Source organism: Xanthomonas boreopolis, from assembly GCF_046529185.1.
Classification (GTDB): Bacteria; Pseudomonadota; Gammaproteobacteria; order Xanthomonadales; family Xanthomonadaceae; genus Pseudomonas_S; species Pseudomonas_S boreopolis.
In genome coordinates this window covers 178,144-199,961 of the sequence record NZ_CP097162.1, presented here as the reverse complement: position 1 = coordinate 199,961, position 21,818 = coordinate 178,144, and the positions used below count along the sequence as shown (strand labels likewise).

Genomic DNA, 21,818 nt, shown 5'->3' with positions numbered 1-21,818 from the left:
GTCGTTCAGGCGGCCCCTTCCCGATACCCCAGACCCCGCATTCATGTCCGTTGCCGCCAGTGCCGTCGCCGTTCCGCCGCCCCTGATCGAGCTCGACCGCGCCAGCGTGATGCGCGGCCAGGTCAAGGTCCTGCACGAACTCAGCCTGCGCATCGACGCCGGCCAGCACACCGCGATCCTCGGCCCCAACGGGTGCGGGAAGTCGTCCTTCATCAAGCTGATCACCCGCGAGCTGTACCCGCTGGCGCGGGTCGGGAACGAGGCGTCGGCCAGGCCGCCGGTGAGCGTGATGGGCCAGACCCGCTGGCAGGTGGACCGGCTGCGCTCGCAGCTGGGCATCGTCACCGGCGACCTCAGCGTCAACCTGGCCGACATGCCGGGGCTGACGGTGGAGAACGCGGTGCTGTCCGGCTTCTTCGCCAGCTACGTGGTGCCGGCCCACCGCGAGGTCACCGAGGCCATGCGCGAACGCGCCGCCGAGGCCCTGGCCCTGGCCCGCGCGCTGCCGCTGCTGCACCGCCCGTACGCCGAACTGTCGGCCGGCGAGACCCGGCGCGTGCTGATCGCGCGCGCGCTGGTCAACCGCCCGCAGGCCTTGCTGCTGGACGAGCCGTCCACCGGGCTGGACCTGATCGCGCGCCAGCACCTGGTCGACACCATGCGCCACCTCGCCCAGCAGGGCATCACGCTGGTGCTGGTGACCCACCACATCGAGGAGATCGTGCCGGAGATCGAGCGGGTGATCCTGCTGCGCGCCGGGCGCATCTTCGCCGATGGCGAGCGCGATGCCCTGCTGACCGACGAGAAGCTCTCGGCGGTGTTCGACGGCCCGGTGCGGGTGCAGCAGGAGAACGGGCGTTACATGGCGGTGGTCGGGAGCTGACTCGCCCCGGCGGGCTTTAAGCACCGCGGAATCCGTGCAGAAGCGGCTTTTGTGGGAGCGGCTTCTGCGAGTGTCGCTCACCGCCGCCTTACCCATGACTTCGGGCAGATGGCGACGGTCACGTCGGCGTGCCTAGACTCGCGCCATCGCACACCAGGAGCTTCGCCATGGCCCAGTGGTACTTCCACGTTCCCGGACATTCCGAGCGCACCGGGCCGCTCGACGACGACGCTGCGCGCCAGCATGCCCGCCTCAACCCCGGCGCGATGGGCTGGCGCGAGGGCATGGGCGGCTGGAAGCCGGTCCGCGAGATCCCCGAACTCGGCGCCGCCGCCGGCCCGGGCGTGCCGCCGCCGCTGACCGGCAGCGGCCGGCGCGCCGACGAGATCGACTTCCGCATCATCGGCAACGACATGCAGTTCGTCGAAGTGGAACTCGACCCCGGCGAGAGCGCGATCGGCGAGGCCGGCGCGCTGATGTACAAGGATTCCGCGGTGCAGATGGACACGGTGTTCGGCGACGGTTCGCACAGCGGCCAGGGCGGCTCCGGCGGCCTCATGGACAAGCTGCTGTCGGCCGGCAAGCGCGTGGTCACCGGCGAGAGCCTGTTCACCACCGTCTACACCCATACCGGCAGCGGCAAGGCCAAGGTCGCCTTCGCCGCCCCGTATCCCGGCACGGTGCTGGCGATCAACCTGGCCGACCACGGCGGCCGGCTGATCTGCCAGAAGGACAGCTTCCTGGCCGGCGCGCGCGGCGTGCAGCTCGGCATCGCCTTCCAGCGCAAGATCCTCACCGGCCTGTTCGGCGGCGAGGGATTCATCATGCAGAAGCTCGAGGGCGACGGCTGGGTGTTCGTGCACGCCGGCGGCACCGTGGTCGAGCGCGAACTCGCCGCCGGCGAACGCATCGACGTGGACACCGGCTGCGTGGTCGGCTACCACGCCACGGTCGACATGGACGTGCGCCGCGTCGCCGGGCTCAAGAGCATGTTCTTCGGCGGCGAGGGCGTGTTCCTGGCCACGCTCACCGGCCCGGGCAAGGTCTGGCTGCAATCGCTGCCGTTCTCGCGCATGGCCGGGCGCATGCTCGCCGCCGCGCCGCAGGGCGGCGGCCAGGACCGCGGCGAGGGCTCGATCCTGGGCGGGCTGGGCCGCATCCTCGACGGCGACAACCGTTTCTGAAGCCCCACCGGCGCGGGCGCCGTCTTCCCGCGCCCGCGCCGGTGAATCGCCGCCGCGCAGCCGGTATGCTGCCGCGCCTGTTCCGTCCATTTCCGCTGCCCACGATGCGCGCGCGCTCCCTGTTGCTTCCCTTGCTGGCCGCCTCCCTGACCTGCCTGCTCGCCGGCTGCGGCGGCAACGCGCGCCCGGAACCGCCGCCGTCCGTCCCGCCCGTCCCCGCGACGCAGGCCAAGCCGGTCAAGATCGGCATCGCGCTCGGCGGCGGCGCCGCCAAGGGCTTCGCCCACATCGGCGTGATCAAGATGCTGGAAGCCAATGGCTTCGCCCCGGTCGTGGTCTCGGGCACCAGCGCAGGCAGCGTGGTCGGCGCGCTCTATGCCAGCGGCATGGACGCCTTCCAGATGCAGGAGAAGGCGGTGGCGCTGGACCAGGCCAGCATCCGCGACGTGCGCCTGTTCTCCGGCGGCCTGGTGCAGGGCCAGAAGCTGCAGGACTACGTCAACCAGCAGGTCGGCGGCAAGCCGATCGACAAGCTCGCCAAGCCGTTCGCCGCGGTCGCCACCCGCCTGGAGGACGGCGAGCGCACCGTGTTCGTGCGCGGCAACACCGGCCAGGCGGTACGCGCCTCGAGCAGCATTCCCGGCGTGTTCGAGCCGGTGACGATCGGCCAGTACCACTACGTCGACGGCGGCGTGGTCAGCCCGGTGCCGGTGGACGCCGCGCGCCAGCTCGGCGCCGAGTTCGTCGTCGCCGTGGACATTTCCAGCAAGGCCAGCGGCAAGGCCCCGGGCGACCTGCTCGGCACCGTGAACCAGTCGATCGCGATCATGGGCCAGCGCCTGGGCGAAGCCGAGCTCAAGCGCGCCGACATCGTGATCCGGCCGAAGGTGCTGGACATCGGCGCGGCCGACTTCGCCCAGCGCAACGCCGCGATCCTGGAAGGCGAGCGCGCCGCGATGGCGGCGATGCCGCAGATCCGCGCCGCGGTCGCGCGCTTGCAGGACCAGCGCAGCAGCGCCACCCGCGCCGCCGCCAGGCAAGCCGCCGAAGCCGCCCACCGCGAATGCCTGGAAAACCGTTCGCGCCTGAGCAAGCTGATGCGCCGCGAGGGCGACTGCCCGGCCCCGGCCGGGGACTGAGCGCCTCCCGAGTCGCCACGGCTGCCCATGACCGGCAAGCCGCCGGTCCGTGGCTTGCGCGTGCCGCGGGAAAAAGAAACAGATGGCGGAACCAACGACGAACTGCTAGTCCCCACCCAATCGCCGCGCCTCACGCACCCGCCAACCGCGCCGGCTGGCCCAGGCCCCCAGCATCAACGCCGACAGACCGCTCCACCCCAGCGCCCGCGAATCGAACAGCAGGCACAGCGACGACGTCGCCACGAACAGCCAGAACACCGGCCGGGTTTCCCAGAACCCCGGGCCGCTGGCAAAGAACACCCCGTTCACGCGCTCCCTCGACACACGCCGGTTCGCGTCCATTCGATCCCCTTTCCTTGATCGCCGTAGAAAAACCGCCGGCTCCGCCGGACCGGCGGCGAGTGTAGGCCAACGCCGGGCGCCTAATCCAGATGCGACAGCGGCAGCGCGACCGGTTCCTTCACCGTGCGCAGCACGAAGCTGGAATTGACGTCGGACACGCCGGTGGCGTTGAGCAGGCGGTCGAGCAGGAAGCGCGAGAAGTGCTCCAGGTCCTGCACCTGCACGTGCAGCAGGTAGTCCATGTCCCCGGTCAGCGCCCAGCACGCCACCACCTCGTCCCAGCCGCGCACGCCTTCGGCGAACCGCTCGATGTCGCCTTGCCCGTGCTGCTTCAGCTGCACCCGCACGAACGCCTGCAACCCCAGGCCCAGCGCGCGCGCGTCCAGCCGCGCGCCGTAGCCGGCGATGATTCCCGCCGCCTCCAGGCGCTGGGTGCGGCGCAGGCAGGCCGAGGGCGAGAGATTGATCTGCGCCGCCAGGTCGGCGTTGCTGGTGCGGCCCTGCGTCTGCAGCAGGGCGAGCAGGCGAAGATCGGTGCGGTCGAGCGGGATCGAGGCGACCATGTGTTGCGCTGCAAAATCCATTGACGCAACAAGATTGCGCCAAATTGGCTTTTCCGCGCAACTTTGCAAGCCCGTTGCGCCCGCGCTCCGCTATCGTGCATCCAGCCCGATCCCATCCCGGAGTCCGCGATGAACGCCGTTCCCCGCCGCGTCGAGAACCAGCTCACCGACAAGGGCTACGTGCCGGTCTACACCACCGCCGTGGTCGAGCAGCCCTGGGAGGGCTATTCGGCCGACGACCACCGCACCTGGGGCACGCTCTACGCGCGCCAGCGCGAACTGCTGGTCGGGCGCGCCTGCGGGGAATTCCTGCGCGCGCAGGACGCGATGGGCATGGATGCGCGCGCGATCCCGCGCTTCGACCGGCTCAACGAGGCGCTCGGCGCGGCCACCGGCTGGACCCTGGTCGGCGTGGAAGGCCTGCTGCCGGAACTGGATTTCTTCGACCACCTGGCCAACCGCCGCTTCCCGGTGACGTGGTGGATCCGCCGGCCCGAGCAGATCGACTACATCGCCGAACCGGACCTGTTCCACGACCTGTTCGGCCACGTGCCGCTGCTGATGAACCCGGTGTTCGCCGACTACATGCAGGCCTACGGCCGCGGCGGCGTGAAGGCGCACGGCATCGGCCCGGAGGCGCTGCAGAATCTCACCCGCCTGTACTGGTACACGGTGGAGTTCGGCCTGATCGACACGCCCGACGGCCTGCGCATCTACGGCGCCGGCATCGTCTCGTCCAAGGGCGAGTCGCTGTACTCGCTGGAATCGCCCGCGCCCAACCGGATCGGCTTCGACCTGGAACGGATCATGCGCACGCGCTACCGCATCGACAGCTTCCAGAAGACCTACTTCGTCATCGACAGCTTCGAGCAGCTGATGCAGGCGACCGCGCCGGACTTCACCCCGGTCTACGCGCGCCTGGCCGACCAGGACGCGATTCCGGCCGGCGAAGTCCTCGATACCGACCGCGTGCTGCAGCGGGGCAGCGGCGAAGGCTGGAGCCAGGACGGCGACGTGTGAGCCCGCGCGGCGCGGCGTTCCCGTCGCTACGCCGTGCCGTCGAGGACCTGCTTGAGGACGAGGGCGCTGTTGTGCCGTTCGTCCTTCGAAGCGTAGACCAGGGTGACATGGCCCTGCCGGGCGAGCCTGCGCAGTTCCTCCAGCGCCGGATTGGATTCGAGCTCGGCGCGGTACTTGGCCTGGAACGCGTCCCACTTGGCCACCTCGTGCCCGTACCACTTGCGCAGCGCGGGCGACGGCGCCACGTCCTTCAGCCACAGGTCGACATGCGCGGCCTGCCTGGTCATGCCGCGCGGCCACAGCCGCTCGACGAGGATGCGCTTGCCGTCGCTCGAGGCGGGCGGCTCGTAGACGCGCTTCAGGGATACCTTCATTCCGGTGCACCTCGCCTGGCTTGCAAGGCGACGGCATCGCGCCCTTCCGCCATTGCCGCTTCCGACCCGGGACGACGCTACTACGCTGCCGCGGGCAACGACAAGCCTCGATCCCGCGGGAATCAGTGCCCGCTGCTCTTGGTCGGATACGCCAGCAGGATCACCAATGGTTCCTCGCCGGTCTGCAGCAGCGCATGCGTGCTGCCCGGGCGCGTGAGCAGGGCATGGCCGGGCCCGACTTCGTATTGCCTGCCGTCCAGCGCGTACAGGCCGCGCCCGCTGACTATGTAATAGACCTCGTCCTTGTGGTGCGGGTGCAGGCCGATGCCGGCGCCCTTGTGCAGCACGCGCTTGCGCAGCACGAAGGGCAGCCCCGGCGCGTCGGCGAAGAACGGGTAGGCCGTGGTCGTCCCGGCGCCGCCGTGCGGGCCGGGCTGCTCGCGCGCCACGTCGCGCTCGTGCTGGACCAGCGAGGGATGCGCCTGCGCGGCGCGGACCCGGGCGGCGTCGGCGCTGGCGCCGCAGTCGATGTCGCGCCGCAGCTGCGCCTCGAGTGCCGGCTGCAAGGCCACCCAGCCCTGCATCACCAGGCAGGCCACCGCGGTCGCGCCGGCCCGGCTGAAGTGCGTGCCGTCGGCCTTGCCCTGCTCCGGCACGAACATGAAATAGGGCCTGGCCGCTTCCTCGCCCAGGCCGCGGATCCACGCGGTCGAGCTGGCGTTGAGGTCGATCAGCGCCACCTGCTCGCGCTGCGCCAGCTGCCTGACCGCCTGGGTGTACGGGCCGTGCGTGTCGAGCAGCGAGCCGAAGTCGTACAGCAGCCGCGCCACCGGCGTGATCAGCACCGGCGTGGCGCCCTTGTCGCGGGCCAACTGCACGTAGCGCATCAGGTAGCGCGGATACGCCTCCTGCGGATCGTCGTAGCGGGTCGGGTCCTCGAACTTGGCGTCGTTGTGGCCGAACTGGACCAGCAGCACGTCGCCGGCGCGCAGTTCCGCGGCGATCGCGTCCAGACGGCCTTCCTCGATGAAGCTGCGCGCGCTGCGCCCGCCCTTGGCATGGTTGCGCACGCTCCACTGCGCCGGGTCGAGCCACGACTGCAGCATCTGGCCCCAGCCGGCCTGCGGCGCCCGTTCGGGACCGTACTCGGCGGCGGTGGAATCGCCGGCGACGAAGACGCGCTGCGGGGCGGCGGCGTGGGTCGCACCGGCAAGCAGAAGCGGCAACAGCAGCAACAGGCGCAGCATGGCGTGGCTCCCGTGTGGCATGCCGGCTAAAGGCCGGCATTACCGGCTCGTATCTGGAAATGGGAACGCAGATGAGCCATGGTCTTGATCGGCTCCCAGCGGAGTCGCCCCCATCCGCCCTTCGGGCACCTTCCCCCGCAAGCGGGGGAAGGAAACGGCGGTCAACGCGCCAGCCAGCCGCCGTCGACCGGGATGATCGCGCCGTTGACGTAGTCCGAGGCCGGCGAGGCCAGGAACACGGCGGTGCCGCCGAGGTCGGCCGGCGTGCCCCAGCGCCCGGCCGGGATGCGGTCGAGGATCGCCTTGCTGCGGTCCTCGTCGGCGCGCAGCTGGGCGGTGTTGTCGGTGGCCATGTAGCCCGGCGCGATCGCGTTGATGTTCACGCCTTTGCCGGCCCACTCGTTGGCCAGCAGGCGGGTGATGCCGGCGATGCCGCTCTTGCTGGCGGTGTACGACGGCACCCGGATGCCGCCCTGGAACGACAGCATCGAGGCGATGTTGATGATCTTGCCGCTGCCCTGCGCGATGAAGTGGCGGCCGGCGGCCTGGCTCATGAAGAAGGCGGCCTTGATGTTGACGTTCATGACGTCGTCCCAGTCCTTCTCGCTGAAATCCACCGCGTCGGCGCGGCGGATCAGGCCGGCGTTGTTGACCAGGATGTCGACGCGGCCGAGGCCGGCGATGGTTTCGTCGAGCACGCGCTGCACCGGCTCGATGGTGATCAGGTTGGCCTCGATGTCGAGGAAGCGGCGGCCCAGCGCCTTGACCTTCTCCTCGGTCTCGGCGGCGTGGACGATGCCGGCGCCGGCGATGTCCGCGCCGGCCTCGGCCAGCGCCAATGCGATGCCCTGGCCCAGGCCGGTGTTGGCGCCGGTGACCAGCGCGACCTTGCCTTCCAGGCTGAACGGGTTGTTTGCCATGCGAAATCCCCTCGGTTGACGCGGATGGTGTCGGGCGGCCGGCGGATTCCCCGGCTCCCATGAAAGGCGCAGCGGGGCGGAGCCCCGCTCCACGGCGTTACTTGAGCTGGCAGATGTCCAGCACGTGCATGTCGGTGTAGTCCAGGTTCTCGCCGCCCATCGCCCAGATGAAGGCGTAGTTGCTGGTGCCGGCGCCCATGTGGATCGACCACGGCGGCGAGACCACGGCCTCGTCGTTCTTGATGACGATGTGGCGCTGCGCGTCCGGCTCGCCCATGAAGTGGTAGACGCGGTCGTTCTCGCCCAGGTCGAAGTAGAAGTAGACCTCGCTGCGGCGGTCGTGCAGGTGCGGCGGCATGGTGTTCCAGACGCTGCCCGGCTTGAGGATGGTCAGGCCCAGCAGCAGCTGCGAGGACGGGCAGGTCGCCGGCACGATGTACTGGTAGATGGTGCGCTCGTTGCTGGTCTCCAGCGCGCCGCGCTCCAGCGGGACGGCATCCTTGATCGAGATGTGCCTGGCCTCGAAGCGCGCGTGCGCCGGGGTGGAAGCCAGGTAGAACTTGGCGGGATGGGCCGCATCGGCCGAGGCGAACACCACCTCGGCGCTGCCCATCGGCACGTACAGGCCGTCCTTCGGCGCCAGGGTGTAGGCGGTGCCGTCCACGGTCACCGTGCCGGTGCCGGCGCCGACGTTGATCACGCCCAGCTCGCGGCGCTCCAGGAACGGATGCCCGGCGGCCGAGGCCGGCTCGGTCTGCGCCGGCAGCGCGATCGGGGCGTCGGTCGGGGCGGCGCCGCCGATCACGAAGCGCTCGTAGTGGGTGTACTTGAGGACGATCCGCCCTTCCGCGAACAGCCCGTCGAGCAGGTACAGCTCGCGCAGCTCGTCGTTGCTGGCGCCCTGGACGGCGGCGGGATGGGTGGCGTAGTGGGTCTTGCAGTACAGGGACATGGGGCTCTCCGGTGGGCGGGGCGACGATGCGTCCCCGCAAGGGTCGGGAGCGATTCTAGTGGGTTTTGGAAACCGGTGTCATTTTGCGGTGCAAGGTGGGGGACACCTGCCTGCCGCCAGCGCCGGAGCAGGCCGATCGCATCAAGGTCACTGGAGGAAAGCCCCCTTTGTTAAGGGGGCGCGCCGAAGGCGCGGGGATAGGCGAGGCGAGGAAGGGCCCCGAAGTTCGCTGCGCGAACTTCGGGGCGCCGCCCGCACAGCGGGCGGCGCTTTTCCCCGCCAACCCCCGGAGGACTGACCTTCGGTCAGTCCTCCGGGGGCTGGCAGGAATCCCTGACGATCAAGTGCGGGCGCACGCTGGCGGTGGGCAGCATCGGCGTGCCTTCCGGCTGGATCAGCATCGCCGCGGCGGTACGGCCGGTGTCGCGGGTGTGGCGGCGCACCGAGGTCAGCGGCGGCCACAGCCGCGAGGCCAGCGAGCTGTCGTCGTAGCCGATCACCGAGAGCTGGCGCGGGATGCTGATGCCGGCGCGCAGGGCCACCTTGTAGATACCGGCGGCCATCTCGTCGTTACCGGTGAAGATCGCGGTCGGCCTCCGCTTGCTGCCGAGCAGCAGCTTCTCGGCCGCGGCCACGCCGGACTCGAAGGTGTAGCCCGCCTCGACCACGCGTTCCGGCGGCAGTTCGATGCCGCGCCGCTGCAAGGCCTCGAGGAAGCCGCCGGTGCGCTCGATCGAGGAGCGGTAGGCGCTGGGACCGGTGACCAGGGCGATGTCGCGATGGCCGAGCGAGAGCAGGTAGTCGGCGGCCTCGGCGGCGCCGTCGCGGTCGTGGGTGATCACCGTCTGCGAGGTGGTGTCCAGCGCCACCGAGGCGATGCGGGTGTAGCGGCAGCCGATCTCGGCGAGCATGTCGGCCAGCGCCTGGTCCTCGGAGGCGCGCGGCACCAGGATCACGCCGTGCAGCTTCTGCGCCTGCACGAAGCGGCGCACGCCCTCGATGTAGCCGGGGCTGCGGGTGTCGCACGGGTGCACCACCAGCTCGAAGCTGGAGCCGCGCAGCGCGTCGAGCGCGCCGTACTGCATGTCCACGATGTACTGCGCGGTCGGGTTGTCGTAGACCATGCCGATTAGGAACGAGCGGCGGAACGCCAGCCCGCGCGCGAGCGGGTCGGGCGCGTAGCCGACCTCGCGCATCAGCGCCTCGACCTTCTCGCGGGTGTCCTGCCGCACCAGTGGCGAGTTGTTGATGATCCGCGAGACGGTCTTCTTGGAGACACCGGACAGGCGGGCGATGTCGTTGATGGTCGCCGCCTTGCCCTTGGGCAGGCCCGACGCGGGCTCTTCGGCTTTCTTGCGCGGCATGGTGGGTGACCGGTTGGAATGGGGGAATTCTAGCCGCTGGGCCAGGCGTCCGTAGGAGCGGCGGGGCTGCCCTGCAAGGCCCGGCCGCGGCCGAAGCCGCTCCCACGGGTGCCGTCAGTCCAACGCCCGGTAGCGGAAGTGGCGGAAATGCACCTTGCCGTTGCCGGCGGCGTAGAGCGCCGGCTTCAGCGCCAGGAACTTGCCGGCGACGTTGTGGTGGTAGCCGGACACCTCCATCTGCACCGGGTACTTGGTCCACCGCTTGCCGTCGGGGCTGCTGTGGATGGTGACGATGTGGCGGTCGTTGGTGATGCGCAGCCACAGCCTGCCGCCGCGGGCGCTCGGCGCCAGGCTCGCCGGCCGTTCCTCGCCGTAGCGGTGCATGATGAAGTTCTCGCCGTTGCTGCCGACGCCGGCGTAGAGCCGCTCGCTGTAGAACAGCAGCGCGCCGCCCTGCGCGCCCGGTTCGATCTCCAGCTCGACCTCGAACTGGTAGGCCGGGTCGGTCGCGGTGAGAGTCAGCGGCGAGCTGTCGCGCGGCTGGCGGCCCTTGCCCTGCAGCGTCATCACGCCGTCGCCGAACGCGAGCCGTGCGTACTCGTCGCGGGCCGGATCGAAGAACGACCACTGCGGACCGAGCTTGCCGGAGGTGAAGTCGTCCGACAGCGCCAGGCCATGCGGCACCGCCTCGCCGCTGGGCTTCTTCAGCGGCTTGCCGAGATCGCCGCCCTTGGCGACGAACCAGCCGTCCGGCGTCCACTCGATCGGATCGAGCAAGGCCTGCCGGCCGAGCGTCCAGAAGCCGTTCTCGTAGCCGTGGTACATCATCCACCAACGCCCGTCGGTGCCTTCCACCAGCGTGGCGTGGCCGCGCGACCACCACGGTTCGTCGCGGCTGACGGTGCGCGTGATCGGGTTGTTGGGCGCGTTCTCCCAGGGCCCGTGGATCGAGCGCGAGCGCGCGGTGATCACCATGTGCCCGGTGGGCGGGCCGGCGGTGCCGCCGACCGCGGTGGTCATGTAGTACCAGCCGTTGTGGCGGGTGATCTTGGGGCCTTCCTGCGCGTAGGCCTCCACGTCCCATTCTTCCGGGTACTTCCAGCCGTCGTAGACGTGCCTGGGCGTGCCGACCACCCTCAGGCCGTCGTCGGACAGCTGCACGTAGTCGCCGCCGCTCAGGAACAGGTATCGCTTGCCGTCCTCGCCGACCGCATGGCCGGGATCGATGTACTTGCCCAGGCCGATGTCGATCGGCTCGCTCCACGGCCCCTCGATGCGGTCGGCCCAGACCACGAAGTTGCTGCGCGTGCCGGTCTCGCCGCGACGCGCGGGGAAGTAGATGTAGTAGCGGCCCTCGTGCTTGATCAGGTCGGGCGCCCAGATCGCGCCGACGTTGGTGCGGATCGCGTGGCCGATCGGCTGCCAGTTGACCAGGTCGCGCGAGTGCCACAGCGGCAGGCCGGGATAGGCGTCGAACGAGGACAGCGTCATGTAGTAGTCGTCGCCGTCCTTCAGCACCGACGGGTCGGGATGGTCGCCGGCCAGCACCGGGTTGAGGAAGGTGCCGTCGCCGAGGTCGGCGATGCGCTGGTTCTCGATGCCGCGCTTCCACTCGGCGGCGTGCGCGCTGGCGCAGGCCAACGCGGCCAGGAGTACCCACAGGTTCCACTTGCGCATCGTTTTTCCTCCGAAGAATCCCTGCTTTTCCGTAGGAGCGGCTTCAGTCGCGACGAGCTTTACCGGCAAGGCCCCTGTCGGGACTGAAGTCCCTCCCACGACATCACTCACCCGCGCAGCAACGCCGGCAGCCACAGCGAGAGCTGCGGGAAGAACGTCACGATCAGCAGCACGGCCAGCGCGGCCAGCCAGAACGGCCAGATCGTGCGCATCGAATCGGTGATGCTGATCTTGCCGATCGCGGTGCCGATGAACAGCACCGAGCCCACCGGCGGGGTGATCAGGCCGATGCCGCCGGCCAGCACCATCACCAGCGCGAAATGCACCGGGTCCACGCCGTAGGCCTTGACCACCGGCAGGAAGATCGGCGTGCAGATCAGGATCTTCGGCGCCAGGTCCATGAACATGCCCAGCACCAGCAGGATCACCACGATCATCGCCAGCACCGTGCGCTCGCTGTCGGCGAAGCGCTGCAGGAACTCCACCGCCGCCGCCGGCACCTGCAGGTAGGCCAGCAGCCAGCCGAACACCGCCGCGGTCGCGATCACGAACAGGATCACGCCGGTGGTGCGCGCGGCGTGCGTGACCGCCGCGAAGAACTCGGCCCAGCGCAGCTGGCGGTACAGGATCGCAGTGACCAGCAACGCGTAGACCACGGCGATCGCCGCGCTCTCCACCGCGGTGAAGATGCCGGCGCGGATGCCGACGAAGATCAGCAGCACCAGGCCCAGGCCCGGCAGCGCGCCGACCAGGCGCAGCAGCACCGCGCGCCAGCCCGGGAACGGCTCGGTGCCGTAGCCGCGATGGCGCGCCACCGCGTAGCCGGTCACCATCATCGCCACGGTCATCAGCAGCGCGGGCACGATGCCGGCGGCGAACAGGTCGGCGATGGAGATGCCGCCGCCGGCCGCGGCCGAGAACAGGATCAGGTTGTGCGAAGGCGGCACCAGCAGCGCGACCAGCGCCGCGGTGATGCTGACGTTGACCGCGAAGTCGCGGTCGTAGCCGCGCTTGACCATCTGCGGGATCATCGTGCCGCCGACCGCCGACACGTCGGCGATCGCCGAGCCGGACACGCCGCCGAAGAACAGCGAGGACAGCACGCTGACCTGGCCCAGGCCGCCGCGCATGCGCCCCACCAGCGAGGCCGCCAGCGCGATCAGGCGCTCGGAGATGCCGCCGCGCAGCATCAGCTCGCCGGCGAAGATGAACAACGGGATCGCGATCAGCGACGCCGAGCCGGAACCGGCGGAGATCTGCTGCACCAGCACGACGCTGGGCAGGTCCAGGTACAGCAGCGTCGCCAGCGCGGCCACGGCCAGCGCGTAGGCCACCGGCACGCCGACGGCCATCAGGACGACGAACAGGCCCAACAGCAGGGTGATCGCCATGGCTCAGTGCTCCCCTTCGACGGTGCCGGCGGGCGACGGGCGCACCGCGCGCCAGGCGCGGTACAGCGCGAACACGCACATCAGCGCGCCGCCGAGCGCCAATGGCAGGTAGTTGATGCTCTGCGGCATCCGCGCGCCGGCGATCTTGATGTCCAGCCCGTCCAGCAGCAGGCGCGCGCTCCACCAGGCGATGACCGCGCCGATGGCGGCCATCACCAGCGCGCGCAGCGCCTCAAGCGCGCGACGGCCGCCTTCGGGGAACTTCTCGGCCAGCAGGAAGAAGCCGAAGTGGCGGTTGGTATGCACGCCGGCGGCGGCGCCCAGGCTCATCGCGGTGCTCAGCAGCAGCAGCGTGACCGGCTCGGTCCAGCTCGGCGAGTCGTTGAGCACGTAGCGGGTGAAGACCTGCCAGCCCTGCACCACCACCAGTCCCAGCAGGGAGGCGGCGGCGATGTAGATGGCGAGGTCGGACAAGCGGTCCAGCGCACGTTGTGCCGGGGGCGGCACGTAGGTGGCGGCGGTATCGGAGGCGGTCTCGGTCATCGGGAACGTCTTCAGGCCAGGTCGCGGATGCGGCGGTACAGCGCCTCGATCTCGGGGCGCCGGTGGTATTCGTCGAGCAGGGGCTGGGCGGCCTTGCGGAAGGCCGCCATGTCGACGTCGTTGGTCTTGACGCCGTGGGCGACCACGGCGCGGCGCGCGGCGTCCTCGGAATCGTCCCAGAGGCGGCGCATCACCGGCACCGACGCGCGCGCCAGGCGCACGATGCGCTCGCGGTCGGCCGGTTCCAGCGCCTCGAAGCTGGCGCGCGACATCACCAGGATGTCCGGCGCGTAGGAGTGCTCGCTCTGCGACCAGAACCGCGCCGCCTCGAAATGGCGGCTGGACTGGAAGCTGCGCATGTTGTTCTCGGCGCCGTCGATCATGTGCGTTTCCATCGCCGAGAAGGTCTCGCCCAGCGACATCGGCGTGGGATTGGCGCCGAGCAGGCGCATGAGCCGGATGAAGATGTCGGAGTTGGCCACGCGCACCTTCAGGCCATGCAGGTCGCGCGGCTCCACGATCGGGTGCTTGGTGTTGTAGAAGCAGCGCGCGCCGGAATCGTAGATCGCCAGCCCGACCAGGCCGCGCGCCTCGAACCCGCGCAGCACCGTCTCGCCGCCCTCGCCGTCGAGGGCGCGGCGCAGGTGCGCGACCGAGTCGAACACGTACGGCAGGCACAGCGCCTGGGTCAGCGGGAAGGCGTTGTTGAGCGCGCCGGAGTACACGCGGGTGATGTCGATGGCGCCGAAGCGCGCCATGTCGATCGCCTCGGCCTCGCGGCCGAGCTGGCCGGAGTGGTACAGGCGCAGCTTCAGCCGGCCGCCGGTCTCGCTCTCCAGCTGCTGGCCGATCCAGCGCACCGCCTCGACGGTGGGGTAGTCGGCCACGTGCACGTCGGTGGCGGTCAACAGCTGGCCGCCCGGCACCCGGGTGATGGCCCGGGCCGCGCCCAGCGGCGCGGCCAGTGCGGCGCCGATGCCGGCACCGAGCAAACCTCTGCGTGTGATCATCCGCGCCCTCCCGCGCTGCTCATGATCCGGTGTGGGAATTCAGCCGGCGGCGACCGCCCTGCACTGGATGTCGCCCCAGCCTTCGAAGCGGACCGTCGCCAGCTCGCCGACCTTGATGTCGTGGATGCCGGTGGCGTTGCCGGTGGCGATGAGGTCGCCGCGCTTCAACGGGCGGCCGCGCCGCGCCGAGCGGCCCAGCGCGAACGCGAACGCCGCGCGCAGGCCGCCGGGCAGCAGCGTGGCGCCGCCGGTGCCGACCGTCCGCCCCTCGATCAGCGTCTGCGCGCGCAGCGACCGTTCCTCGCGCGCGGGCCAGTCCGGGATCTCCGGGCCGAGGATCAGGCCGTTGTTGTTGCCGAAGTCGGAGACCACCACGCGCGGGCCCAGCTCGTTGATCGTGGCCAACGGGCTGCTGGCGATCTCCACGCCCGTGAACAGGGTGGACGGTACCGCGGCCGCCTCCTCGGGCGTCCAGTGCAGCTTGCCGGCCGGCGCATCGGCGTCCAGGCGCAGCACGTACTCGGCCTCGACCGCGCCGAAGCCGCCGACGAACACCGGGAACTCGACGATGCCACCGGTGGCATCCCAGAGCGCGCGCGAGAAGATCGGGCCGAGCAGGCGGTCGTCGCCGGAATCGTCGCGGCGCTCGGCGGCGATGTAGCCGACCTTCCAGCCGACCACCCGGTCCGGCCACTGGGCGATCGCCAGGTCCTGCACCCGGTAGGCGGTTTCGATGTCCACCGGGATCTCCCCAGGGAATCCGGGCAGCGACCGGCCTTCGCGCCGCGCCTGGACAAAGCGCTGGGCGATCCCGGACAGCGCGGACGGAGGCGAATCCTGTTTGCCGGCGTCGTGGTTCAAAGGGTTCCTCCTGGAGTTCGGACGGTTTGTTGCACTGCCCATCGACAGTGGCGTTGCGGTCTGTATATGGTAAACCGGTGTCATTGACAATGTGCAGTGCGGCAAAGCGCCCTGGCGCCGTGCCGCGGGGACCTTGGGAGGGGTTGTAGATGCACGCCAGCAGCACGCGAGGGCGCCGTCCGGCCGGGCGCCTGGCCTTGGCCTTGCTGTTCTTCGCGCCGGCCTGGCCGGCCCTGGCGCAACCGGCGGTCTCGGCGGACACCGCCGCCGAGGCGGCCAGCCGGATCGAGCTGTGGCCGGGCGGGCTCGCGCCGGGCGATGCGCCGTTGGCGATGCCGCAGCGCATCCTCGAGCGCAGCGCCGATCCGGCCTTGCCCGACCGCTATATCGAAGGCGTCGCGCGGCCCTACCTGGTGGTGTACCGACCGGCGCGGCCGAACGGCACCGCGCTGCTGGTCGCGCCCGGCGGCGGCTACCAGCGCATCGTGCTCGACAAGGAAGGTTCGGCGCTGGTGCCGGCGTTCGCCGAGGCCGGCGGGATCACCCTGTTCGTGCTGCGCTACCGGCTGCCGGGCGAGGGCCACCCGCAGGGCCGCGACGTGCCGTTGGCGGACGCGCAGCGCGCGATCCGGCTGATCCGCGCCCGCGCCGCCGCGTTCGGCATCGATCCGCACCGGGTCGGCGTGATGGGCTTCTCCGCCGGCGGGCATGTCGCCGCCAGCCTCGGCACCCGCTTCGACGAACGCAGCTACCCGGTGCAGGACGCCGCCGATCGCCTGAGCGCGCGCCCGGACTTCCAGCTGCTGGTCTATCCGGTGATCGACATGGGCCAGGCATCGCGCTGCGCCGCCGCGGCGGGCGAATGCGAAGCCTCCGCACCCATCGCCCATCCCGGTTCGCGCCGGCACCTGCTCGGCGACGCGCCCGACGCCGGAACGGTGCGGCGCTACTCGCTGCAGAACCGGGTCGACGCGCGCACGCCGCCCACCTTCCTGGTGCACGCGCAGGACGACGCCGTCGTGCCGGTGGAGAACAGCCTGCTGTTCTACGACGCGCTGCGCCGCGCCGGGGTGCCGGCGGAAATGCACCTGTTCCCGCGCGGCGGCCACGGTTTCGGCACGCGCGGCACCGCCGGCCTGACCACCGCGGCCTGGCCGCGGCTGGCGCTGGCCTGGATCGACAGCCTCCAAGAGGAAACGGCGAAATGAGCCACGACACGACATCGCACGACACCACCCGCCGCGGATTCCTGCGCGGCACCGCGCTGGGCGGGCTGGCGCTGGGCCTGGGCGCGCTCGCGCCCGGCGCGTTCGCCGCCGCCGGGTCGACCGCGCCGCTCGCCCGCGTGCGCGGCGGCCGCATCCGCGGCTACAGCGAACGCGGCGTGCACGTGTTCAAGGGCATCCCGTACGGCGCGGACACCGCCGCCTACCGCTTCCAGCCGCCGCGCCCGGAAGCGCCGTGGCAGGGCGTGCGCGACGCCACCGCCTACGGGCCCGCCGCGCCGCAGCCGAAGGCCGGCGGCGAAGCCACCAGCGAGGACTGCCTGTTCCTCAACGTATGGACGCCGGGCCTGCGCGACGGCGGCCGGCGCCCGATCCTGGTCTACATCCACGGCGGCGCCTACAACAACGGTTCCGGCAGCGACCCGCTCTACGACGGCGGCAACCTGTGCCGGCGCGGCGACGTGGTGGTGGTGACGGTCAACCACCGGCTCAACCTGTTCGGCTACCTGTACCTGGCGCAGCTGGGCGACGCGAGCTTCGCCGACTCGGGCAACGCCGGCCAGCTCGACCTGGTCGCCGCGTTGCAGTGGGTGCGCGAACACGCGGCCGAGTTCGGCGGCGACGCCGGCAACGTCACCCTGTTCGGCCAGTCCGGCGGCGGCGCCAAGATCGCCACGCTGATGGCGATGCCGGCGGCCAGGGGCCTGTTCCACCGCGCCTGGACGATGAGCGGGCAGCAGGTCACCGCGGCCGGCCCGCGCGCGGCCACGCAACGCGCGCAGCTGGTGCTGGAGGCGCTGAAGATCGCGCCGGACCAGGTCGCCAGGTTGCGCACGCTGCCGGTCGCGGACCTGCTGAAGGCGGCGCAGGTCCGCGATCCGTCGCGCGCCGAGAGCACCTCGCTCTATCTCGGCCCGGTGCTCGATGCGCGCGCGTTGCCGGCGCATCCGTTCTGGCCGGAGGCGCCGGAGCAGTCGCGCGCGATCCCGATGGTGATCGGCAACACCCGCGACGAGACCCGCGCCTTCCTCGGCAACGACGAGGAGAACTTCGCGCTGGGCTGGGACGACCTGCCGGCGAAACTGCAGGCGCAGCAGTACGTCGACCTGCCGCCGCAGGTGGTGGTCGCGGAATACCGCCGGCTGTATCCGCACTACACGCCCTCGGAGGTGTTCTTCGCCGCCACCACCGCCGGGCGCTCCTGGCGCGGCGCGGTCGAGGAACTGGAGGCGCGCGCGCGCCAGGGCGCGCCGACCTGGGCCTACCAGCTGGACTGGTACGCGCGCGGCGGCGCCGACGCGCGCCTGCGCGCCTTCCACACCCTGGACATCCCGCTGGTGTTCGACAACACCGCCGCGGCCGGCGCGCGCACCGGCGACGACGCCGACGCGCGCCGGATGGCCGCCGCGATGAGCGACGCCTTGCTCGCCTTCGCCCGCCGCGGCGACCCGAACCACGCCGGCCTGCCGGCATGGAAGCCCTATTCGCTGTCACGGCGCGAGACGATGGTGTTCGACAGCGACAGCTGCTTGCAGGACGACCCGCGCGGCGGCGAACGCCGGCTCTATGCGCAGGTGCCGTTCGTGCAGCGCGGTACGTTCTGACCCGGAGAGACCCGATGCGGAAGTTCATCCCGGCCTTGCCCCTGCTCTGCGCCGTCTCCGGCGCGCACGCCGCCGAGGACGCGATGCGGCCGCCGGTGGCGCCGATCCACGCCAGCAAGGTGATCCTGGTCGGCGACTCCACCACCGCGGTGCAGGGCGGCTGGGGGCCGGCGTTCTGCGCCGACCACGTCTCCTCGTTCCTGGCCTGCGTCAATCTCGCGCGCGGCGGGCGCAGCACCTACAACTACCGCGCCGAGGGGTCCTGGGACATCGCCCTGCACGAGATGCGCAGCGGCGGCTACGAGCGCACCTGGGTGCTGATCCAGTTCGGCCACAACGACCAGCCCGGCAAGCCCGGGCGCTCGACCGACCTGGCCGGCGAATTCCCCGCCAACCTGCGCCGCTACGTCGAGGACACCCGCGCCGCCGGCGCGATCCCGGTACTGGTGACGCCGCTGACCCGGCGCCAGTTCCGCGACGGCCGCCTGATCGACGACCTCGGCCCCTGGGCCGAGGCGGTGCGCCGGGTCGCCGCGCAGATGCAAGTGCCGCTCATCGACCTGCACGCGCGCAGCCAGGCCCTGGTGCAAGGCATGGGCCCGGTGCTGGCGATGCGGCTGGCGCAGGCCCCGGCGACACCCGAGCAGGTGAGCGCCGCGCAGGCGGGCACCACCGTCGCCGCGGCGGCGCCCAACGCCCCTGCCTCCGCCGCGCCCCGGCAGGACAACGCCGCCGCCGAGCCGATGGGCCAGCCCAAGCGCGCCTTCGACTACACTCACCTCGGCCCGGAGGGTGCCGCGTTGTTCGCCGCGCTCGTCGCCGACGAGCTCGCGCGCAACGTGCCGCAGATGCGCCGCATGCTGATTCCCTGAGACGATGCCGATGACCACGCGACGCGGGTTCCTCAAGTCCGGTGCGGCCGCCGCGCTGCTGGCGCAGTTGCCGGCCCTCGCCAAGGCGCAGGACACGGTCGCCGCGGACGATGCGCTCACGCTGTGGTACCGACAACCGGCGCGGCAATGGGTGGATGCGCTGCCTTTGGGCAACGGCCGCTTCGGCGCGATGGTGTGGGGCGGCACCGCGCGCGAACGGCTGCAGTTGAACGAGGACACGCTGTTCGCCGGCCAGCCCTACGACGCCAATCCGGCCGGCGCGCTGGACGCGTTGCCGCGGATCCGCGAACTGGTCTTCGCAGGGCGCTACGCCGAGGCCGAGGCGCTCGCCGATCGCACGATGATGTCGCAACCGGCGGGGCAAATGCCGTTCCAGGCGCTGGGCGACCTGTGGCTGGACCTCGACGGCCAGGGCGGCATTTCCGGCTACCGGCGCGAGCTCGACCTGGACCGGGCCCTGGTGCGCACGCGCTACCGCGCCGGCGACGCCACGCACACCCGGGAAAGCTTCATCTCGGCGCCCGACCAGTGCCTGGTGATGCGGCTGCGCTGCGACCGGCCCGGCCGCATCGACGGCTGGCTCTCGGCCGCCAGCGAACTGCCGCACGAGGTGGCGTCCGAAGGCGGCGAGCTGCGCATGGACGGCCGCAACGGCGAGCGCTCCGGCATCCCGGGCGGCCTGCGCACCTGCCTGCGCGTGCGGCTGCTGGCCCAGGGTGGACGGATCGCCGCCGAGGACGGGCGCCTGCGTTTCGACGGTTGCGACGAACTGGTGCTGATCGCCAGCGCAGCCACCAGCTATCGCCGCTACGACGACGTGTCCGGCGACCCTCAGGCGATCACGCGCGAGCGCCTGGATGCGGTCCGCGGCCGCTCGTACGAACAGCTGCTGCGCGCGCACCTGGACGATTACCAGCCGCTGTTCCGGCGGGTCTCGCTCGACCTGGGCGGCCACGACGCGCACCGGCGCGCCACCGATGCGCGCGTGGCCGGCGCGGAGGGAACCGACGATCCGGCGCTGGCGGCGCTGTACTTCCAGTTCGGTCGCTACCTGCTGATCGCCAGCTCGCGACCGGGCACGCAGCCGGCCAACCTGCAAGGCATCTGGAACGACCTGCAGGACCCGCCGTGGTCGAGCAAATGGACGCTCAACATCAATGCCGAGATGAACTACTGGCCGGCGCAGGCGACCGCGCTGGCCGAGTGCGTCGAGCCGCTGGAAGCGATGGTGCGCGACCTCGCCGAGACCGGCCGGCGCACGGCGCAGCGCATGTACGGCGCACCGGGCTGGGTGGTCCACCACAACACCGACCTGTGGCGCCAGGCCAGCCCGGTGGACGCCGCGCGCTTCGGCATCTGGCCGATGGGCGGCGCCTGGCTGCTGCAACCGCTGTGGGACCACTGGGACTACGGCCGCGACCTGGATTACCTGCGCCGCGTATACCCGTTGTTCCGCGGCGCGGCCGAGTTCTACGCCGCGGTGCTGGTGGAGGATCCGCGCACCGGCGAGCTGGTCACCAATCCGTCGATGTCGCCGGAGAACCCGCACCCGCATGGCTCCACCCTGTGCGCGGGCCCGGCGATGGATTCGCAGTTGCTGCGCGACCTGTTCGGGCAGTGCATCGAGGCGGCGCGGCGGCTCGGGCAGGATGACGGTTTCGCGGCCAGGCTGGCGACCCTGCGCGCGCGGCTGGCGCCGGACCGCATCGGCCAAGCCGGGCAGTTGCAGGAATGGCGCGAGGACTGGGACATGCAGGCGCCCGAACCGCACCATCGCCACGTCTCGCACCTCTACGCGTTGCATCCGTCCAGCCAGATCAACGTGCGCGACACGCCCGAGCTGGCCGCCGCGGCCCGCCGCTCGCTGGAACTGCGTGGCGACGATGCCACCGGCTGGGGCATCGGCTGGCGCCTGAACCTGTGGGCACGCCTGCGCGACGGCGAGCACGCGCACAAGATCCTGCGCATGCTGCTGGCCCCGGCGCGGACCTATCCCAACCTGTTCGACGCGCACCCGCCTTTCCAGATCGACGGCAACTTCGGCGGCACCGCCGGCATCACCGAAATGCTGCTGCAGAGCTGGGGCGGCACGATCTTCCTGCTGCCGGCGCTGCCGAAGGCTTGGCCCGACGGCGAAGTCCGCGGCCTGCGCGCACGCAACACCGCCACCCTCGACCTGCGCTGGCGCACCGGCAAACTCGGCCATGTGCGCTTGACCAGCGCCAAAGGCGGCCGCTACCGGCTCGACCATGCCGATACCACCAGCGAATGGACGTTGCGGGCAGGGCAGACGATTGCGCTGCGCTGGGATGGAGCGAGGTTGGTGCGCGAGGGTTAGGGGGTTACTGGCACTGCGCTGGTACTGAGCGGCGACGGTAAAGCCGTCGGGACTGAAGTCCCTCCCACAAAGCCAAAACACTGGCTGTTGCTGTTGCTCGTGATTTTGCTTTGAGCTTTTGACTTTGACTTACCGGGGCCCCTCCGAAGCGGCGGAGACAATGGGAAAAACCCGAAGGGCGGCGCACAAGGATGTGCGCCGTTTTCGGCCGCGGCAGGATGCCGCGTCCGAAAATCCCATTGGCTCCGCGGACCCGCAGCAAAGCTGCGGGCGCGAAGGCGGGGTGT

20 protein-coding genes are annotated in these 21,818 nt (G+C 71.0%); 8 read left to right on the top strand and 12 right to left on the bottom strand.

Annotation, left to right across the window (positions count from 1 at the left end; genetic code table 11):
• Positions 1-43: 43 nt before the first annotated feature.
• From M3M27_RS00820 to M3M27_RS00810, 3 genes are all read left to right on the top strand, one after another.
• Positions 44-883: an ABC transporter ATP-binding protein gene (locus M3M27_RS00820; RefSeq protein WP_140724881.1), complete on the top strand. Its 840-nt coding sequence runs from the start codon at positions 44-46 to the stop codon at positions 881-883.
• Between the two features lie 167 nt (positions 884-1,050).
• On the top strand, positions 1,051-2,067 hold the full coding sequence (locus tag M3M27_RS00815; RefSeq protein WP_140724878.1) for an AIM24 family protein: 1,017 nt from the start codon (positions 1,051-1,053) through the stop codon (positions 2,065-2,067).
• 104 nt (positions 2,068-2,171) lie between these two features.
• Positions 2,172-3,206 (top strand): patatin-like phospholipase family protein, encoded by a 1,035-nt coding sequence (locus tag M3M27_RS00810; RefSeq protein WP_434026860.1) that lies wholly within the window; start codon positions 2,172-2,174, stop codon positions 3,204-3,206.
• Between the two features lie 105 nt (positions 3,207-3,311).
• Here M3M27_RS00810 and M3M27_RS00805 read toward each other — a convergent pair whose 3' ends face one another.
• Together M3M27_RS00805 and M3M27_RS00800 are read right to left on the bottom strand one after the other, a co-directional pair.
• Positions 3,312-3,548, bottom strand: a complete 237-nt coding sequence (locus M3M27_RS00805) for a hypothetical protein (protein ID WP_140724872.1) — start codon at positions 3,546-3,548, stop codon at positions 3,312-3,314.
• 80 nt (positions 3,549-3,628) lie between these two features.
• Positions 3,629-4,111: an Lrp/AsnC family transcriptional regulator gene (locus M3M27_RS00800; RefSeq protein WP_434026859.1), complete on the bottom strand. Its 483-nt coding sequence runs from the start codon at positions 4,109-4,111 to the stop codon at positions 3,629-3,631.
• Positions 4,112-4,240: 129 nt separating this feature from the next.
• Here M3M27_RS00800 and phhA point away from each other — a divergent pair, with 129 nt between their 5' ends.
• Positions 4,241-5,131, top strand: coding sequence for a phenylalanine 4-monooxygenase (phhA, locus tag M3M27_RS00795; protein WP_140724866.1), 891 nt, complete (start codon positions 4,241-4,243; stop codon positions 5,129-5,131).
• A 26-nt stretch (positions 5,132-5,157) separates the two neighbouring features.
• Here phhA and M3M27_RS00790 read toward each other — a convergent pair whose 3' ends face one another.
• From M3M27_RS00790 to M3M27_RS00745, 10 genes are all read right to left on the bottom strand, one after another.
• Positions 5,158-5,505: a DUF488 domain-containing protein gene (locus M3M27_RS00790; protein WP_140724863.1), complete on the bottom strand. Its 348-nt coding sequence runs from the start codon at positions 5,503-5,505 to the stop codon at positions 5,158-5,160.
• 122 nt (positions 5,506-5,627) lie between these two features.
• Complete coding sequence (locus M3M27_RS00785; RefSeq protein ID WP_434026858.1) at positions 5,628-6,752, bottom strand: GDSL-type esterase/lipase family protein; 1,125 nt, start codon at positions 6,750-6,752, stop codon at positions 5,628-5,630.
• Between the two features lie 161 nt (positions 6,753-6,913).
• Positions 6,914-7,672 (bottom strand): 2-dehydro-3-deoxy-D-gluconate 5-dehydrogenase KduD, encoded by a 759-nt coding sequence (gene kduD / locus M3M27_RS00780; protein WP_434026857.1) that lies wholly within the window; start codon positions 7,670-7,672, stop codon positions 6,914-6,916.
• Positions 7,673-7,769: 97 nt separating this feature from the next.
• Entirely contained in the window at positions 7,770-8,624 is an 855-nt protein-coding gene (gene kduI, locus M3M27_RS00775; protein WP_434026856.1) for a 5-dehydro-4-deoxy-D-glucuronate isomerase, read from the bottom strand.
• 305 nt (positions 8,625-8,929) lie between these two features.
• Positions 8,930-9,988, bottom strand: a complete 1,059-nt coding sequence (locus M3M27_RS00770) for a LacI family DNA-binding transcriptional regulator (protein WP_140724851.1) — start codon at positions 9,986-9,988, stop codon at positions 8,930-8,932.
• Between the two features lie 114 nt (positions 9,989-10,102).
• Positions 10,103-11,665, bottom strand: a complete 1,563-nt coding sequence (locus tag M3M27_RS00765) for a family 43 glycosylhydrolase (RefSeq protein ID WP_434026855.1) — start codon at positions 11,663-11,665, stop codon at positions 10,103-10,105.
• A gap of 107 nt (positions 11,666-11,772) precedes the next feature.
• On the bottom strand, positions 11,773-13,056 hold the full coding sequence (locus M3M27_RS00760) for a TRAP transporter large permease (protein WP_434026854.1): 1,284 nt from the start codon (positions 13,054-13,056) through the stop codon (positions 11,773-11,775).
• A 3-nt stretch (positions 13,057-13,059) separates the two neighbouring features.
• A complete protein-coding gene (locus tag M3M27_RS00755; RefSeq protein WP_434026853.1) occupies positions 13,060-13,599 on the bottom strand; it encodes a TRAP transporter small permease in 540 nt (179 codons plus the stop codon).
• 11 nt (positions 13,600-13,610) lie between these two features.
• The gene (locus M3M27_RS00750; protein WP_434026852.1) at positions 13,611-14,609 is read right to left on the bottom strand and encodes a TRAP transporter substrate-binding protein; all 999 of its coding nucleotides are present in this window, start codon (positions 14,607-14,609) and stop codon (positions 13,611-13,613) included.
• 39 nt (positions 14,610-14,648) lie between these two features.
• A complete protein-coding gene (locus M3M27_RS00745) occupies positions 14,649-15,428 on the bottom strand; it encodes a 2-keto-4-pentenoate hydratase (RefSeq protein WP_434027928.1) in 780 nt (259 codons plus the stop codon).
• A 191-nt stretch (positions 15,429-15,619) separates the two neighbouring features.
• Between M3M27_RS00745 and M3M27_RS00740 the strand changes: the two genes are divergently transcribed.
• The 4 genes from M3M27_RS00740 to M3M27_RS00725 are packed head-to-tail and all read left to right on the top strand — an operon-like array spanning position 15,620 to position 21,531.
• Positions 15,620-16,678: an alpha/beta hydrolase gene (locus tag M3M27_RS00740; RefSeq protein WP_434026851.1), complete on the top strand. Its 1,059-nt coding sequence runs from the start codon at positions 15,620-15,622 to the stop codon at positions 16,676-16,678.
• Positions 16,675-18,300: a carboxylesterase/lipase family protein gene (locus tag M3M27_RS00735; RefSeq protein ID WP_434026850.1), complete on the top strand. Its 1,626-nt coding sequence runs from the start codon at positions 16,675-16,677 to the stop codon at positions 18,298-18,300. Before M3M27_RS00740 ends, M3M27_RS00735 begins: the two co-directional genes overlap by 4 nt.
• Before the next feature lie 14 nt (positions 18,301-18,314).
• On the top strand, positions 18,315-19,172 hold the full coding sequence (locus M3M27_RS00730) for a rhamnogalacturonan acetylesterase (protein WP_434026849.1): 858 nt from the start codon (positions 18,315-18,317) through the stop codon (positions 19,170-19,172).
• Between the two features lie 10 nt (positions 19,173-19,182).
• On the top strand, positions 19,183-21,531 hold the full coding sequence (locus tag M3M27_RS00725; protein ID WP_434026848.1) for a glycoside hydrolase family 95 protein: 2,349 nt from the start codon (positions 19,183-19,185) through the stop codon (positions 21,529-21,531).
• Positions 21,532-21,818 lie beyond the last annotated feature (287 nt).

Bases quoted from the DNA above. Each gene is read 5' to 3' on its own strand.
- M3M27_RS00740 (WP_434026851.1), top strand. From the start codon at position 15,620: ATGCACGCCAGCAGCACGCGAGGGCGCCGTCCGGCCGGGCGCCTGGCC.
- M3M27_RS00725 (WP_434026848.1), top strand. From the start codon at position 19,183: ATGACCACGCGACGCGGGTTCCTCAAGTCCGGTGCGGCCGCCGCGCTG.
- M3M27_RS00815 (WP_140724878.1), top strand. From the start codon at position 1,051: ATGGCCCAGTGGTACTTCCACGTTCCCGGACATTCCGAGCGCACCGGG.
- M3M27_RS00755 (WP_434026853.1), bottom strand. From the start codon at position 13,599: ATGACCGAGACCGCCTCCGATACCGCCGCCACCTACGTGCCGCCCCCG.
- M3M27_RS00770 (WP_140724851.1), bottom strand. From the start codon at position 9,988: ATGCCGCGCAAGAAAGCCGAAGAGCCCGCGTCGGGCCTGCCCAAGGGC.
- M3M27_RS00820 (WP_140724881.1), top strand. From the start codon at position 44: ATGTCCGTTGCCGCCAGTGCCGTCGCCGTTCCGCCGCCCCTGATCGAG.
- M3M27_RS00730 (WP_434026849.1), top strand. From the start codon at position 18,315: ATGCGGAAGTTCATCCCGGCCTTGCCCCTGCTCTGCGCCGTCTCCGGC.
- phhA (WP_140724866.1), top strand. From the start codon at position 4,241: ATGAACGCCGTTCCCCGCCGCGTCGAGAACCAGCTCACCGACAAGGGC.
- M3M27_RS00790 (WP_140724863.1), bottom strand. From the start codon at position 5,505: ATGAAGGTATCCCTGAAGCGCGTCTACGAGCCGCCCGCCTCGAGCGAC.
- M3M27_RS00810 (WP_434026860.1), top strand. From the start codon at position 2,172: ATGCGCGCGCGCTCCCTGTTGCTTCCCTTGCTGGCCGCCTCCCTGACC.
- M3M27_RS00785 (WP_434026858.1), bottom strand. From the start codon at position 6,752: ATGCTGCGCCTGTTGCTGCTGTTGCCGCTTCTGCTTGCCGGTGCGACC.
- M3M27_RS00760 (WP_434026854.1), bottom strand. From the start codon at position 13,056: ATGGCGATCACCCTGCTGTTGGGCCTGTTCGTCGTCCTGATGGCCGTC.
- M3M27_RS00735 (WP_434026850.1), top strand. From the start codon at position 16,675: ATGAGCCACGACACGACATCGCACGACACCACCCGCCGCGGATTCCTG.
- M3M27_RS00765 (WP_434026855.1), bottom strand. From the start codon at position 11,665: ATGCGCAAGTGGAACCTGTGGGTACTCCTGGCCGCGTTGGCCTGCGCC.
- M3M27_RS00800 (WP_434026859.1), bottom strand. From the start codon at position 4,111: ATGGTCGCCTCGATCCCGCTCGACCGCACCGATCTTCGCCTGCTCGCC.
- kduD (WP_434026857.1), bottom strand. From the start codon at position 7,672: ATGGCAAACAACCCGTTCAGCCTGGAAGGCAAGGTCGCGCTGGTCACC.
- M3M27_RS00805 (WP_140724872.1), bottom strand. From the start codon at position 3,548: ATGGACGCGAACCGGCGTGTGTCGAGGGAGCGCGTGAACGGGGTGTTC.
- M3M27_RS00750 (WP_434026852.1), bottom strand. From the start codon at position 14,609: ATGATCACACGCAGAGGTTTGCTCGGTGCCGGCATCGGCGCCGCACTG.
- kduI (WP_434026856.1), bottom strand. From the start codon at position 8,624: ATGTCCCTGTACTGCAAGACCCACTACGCCACCCATCCCGCCGCCGTC.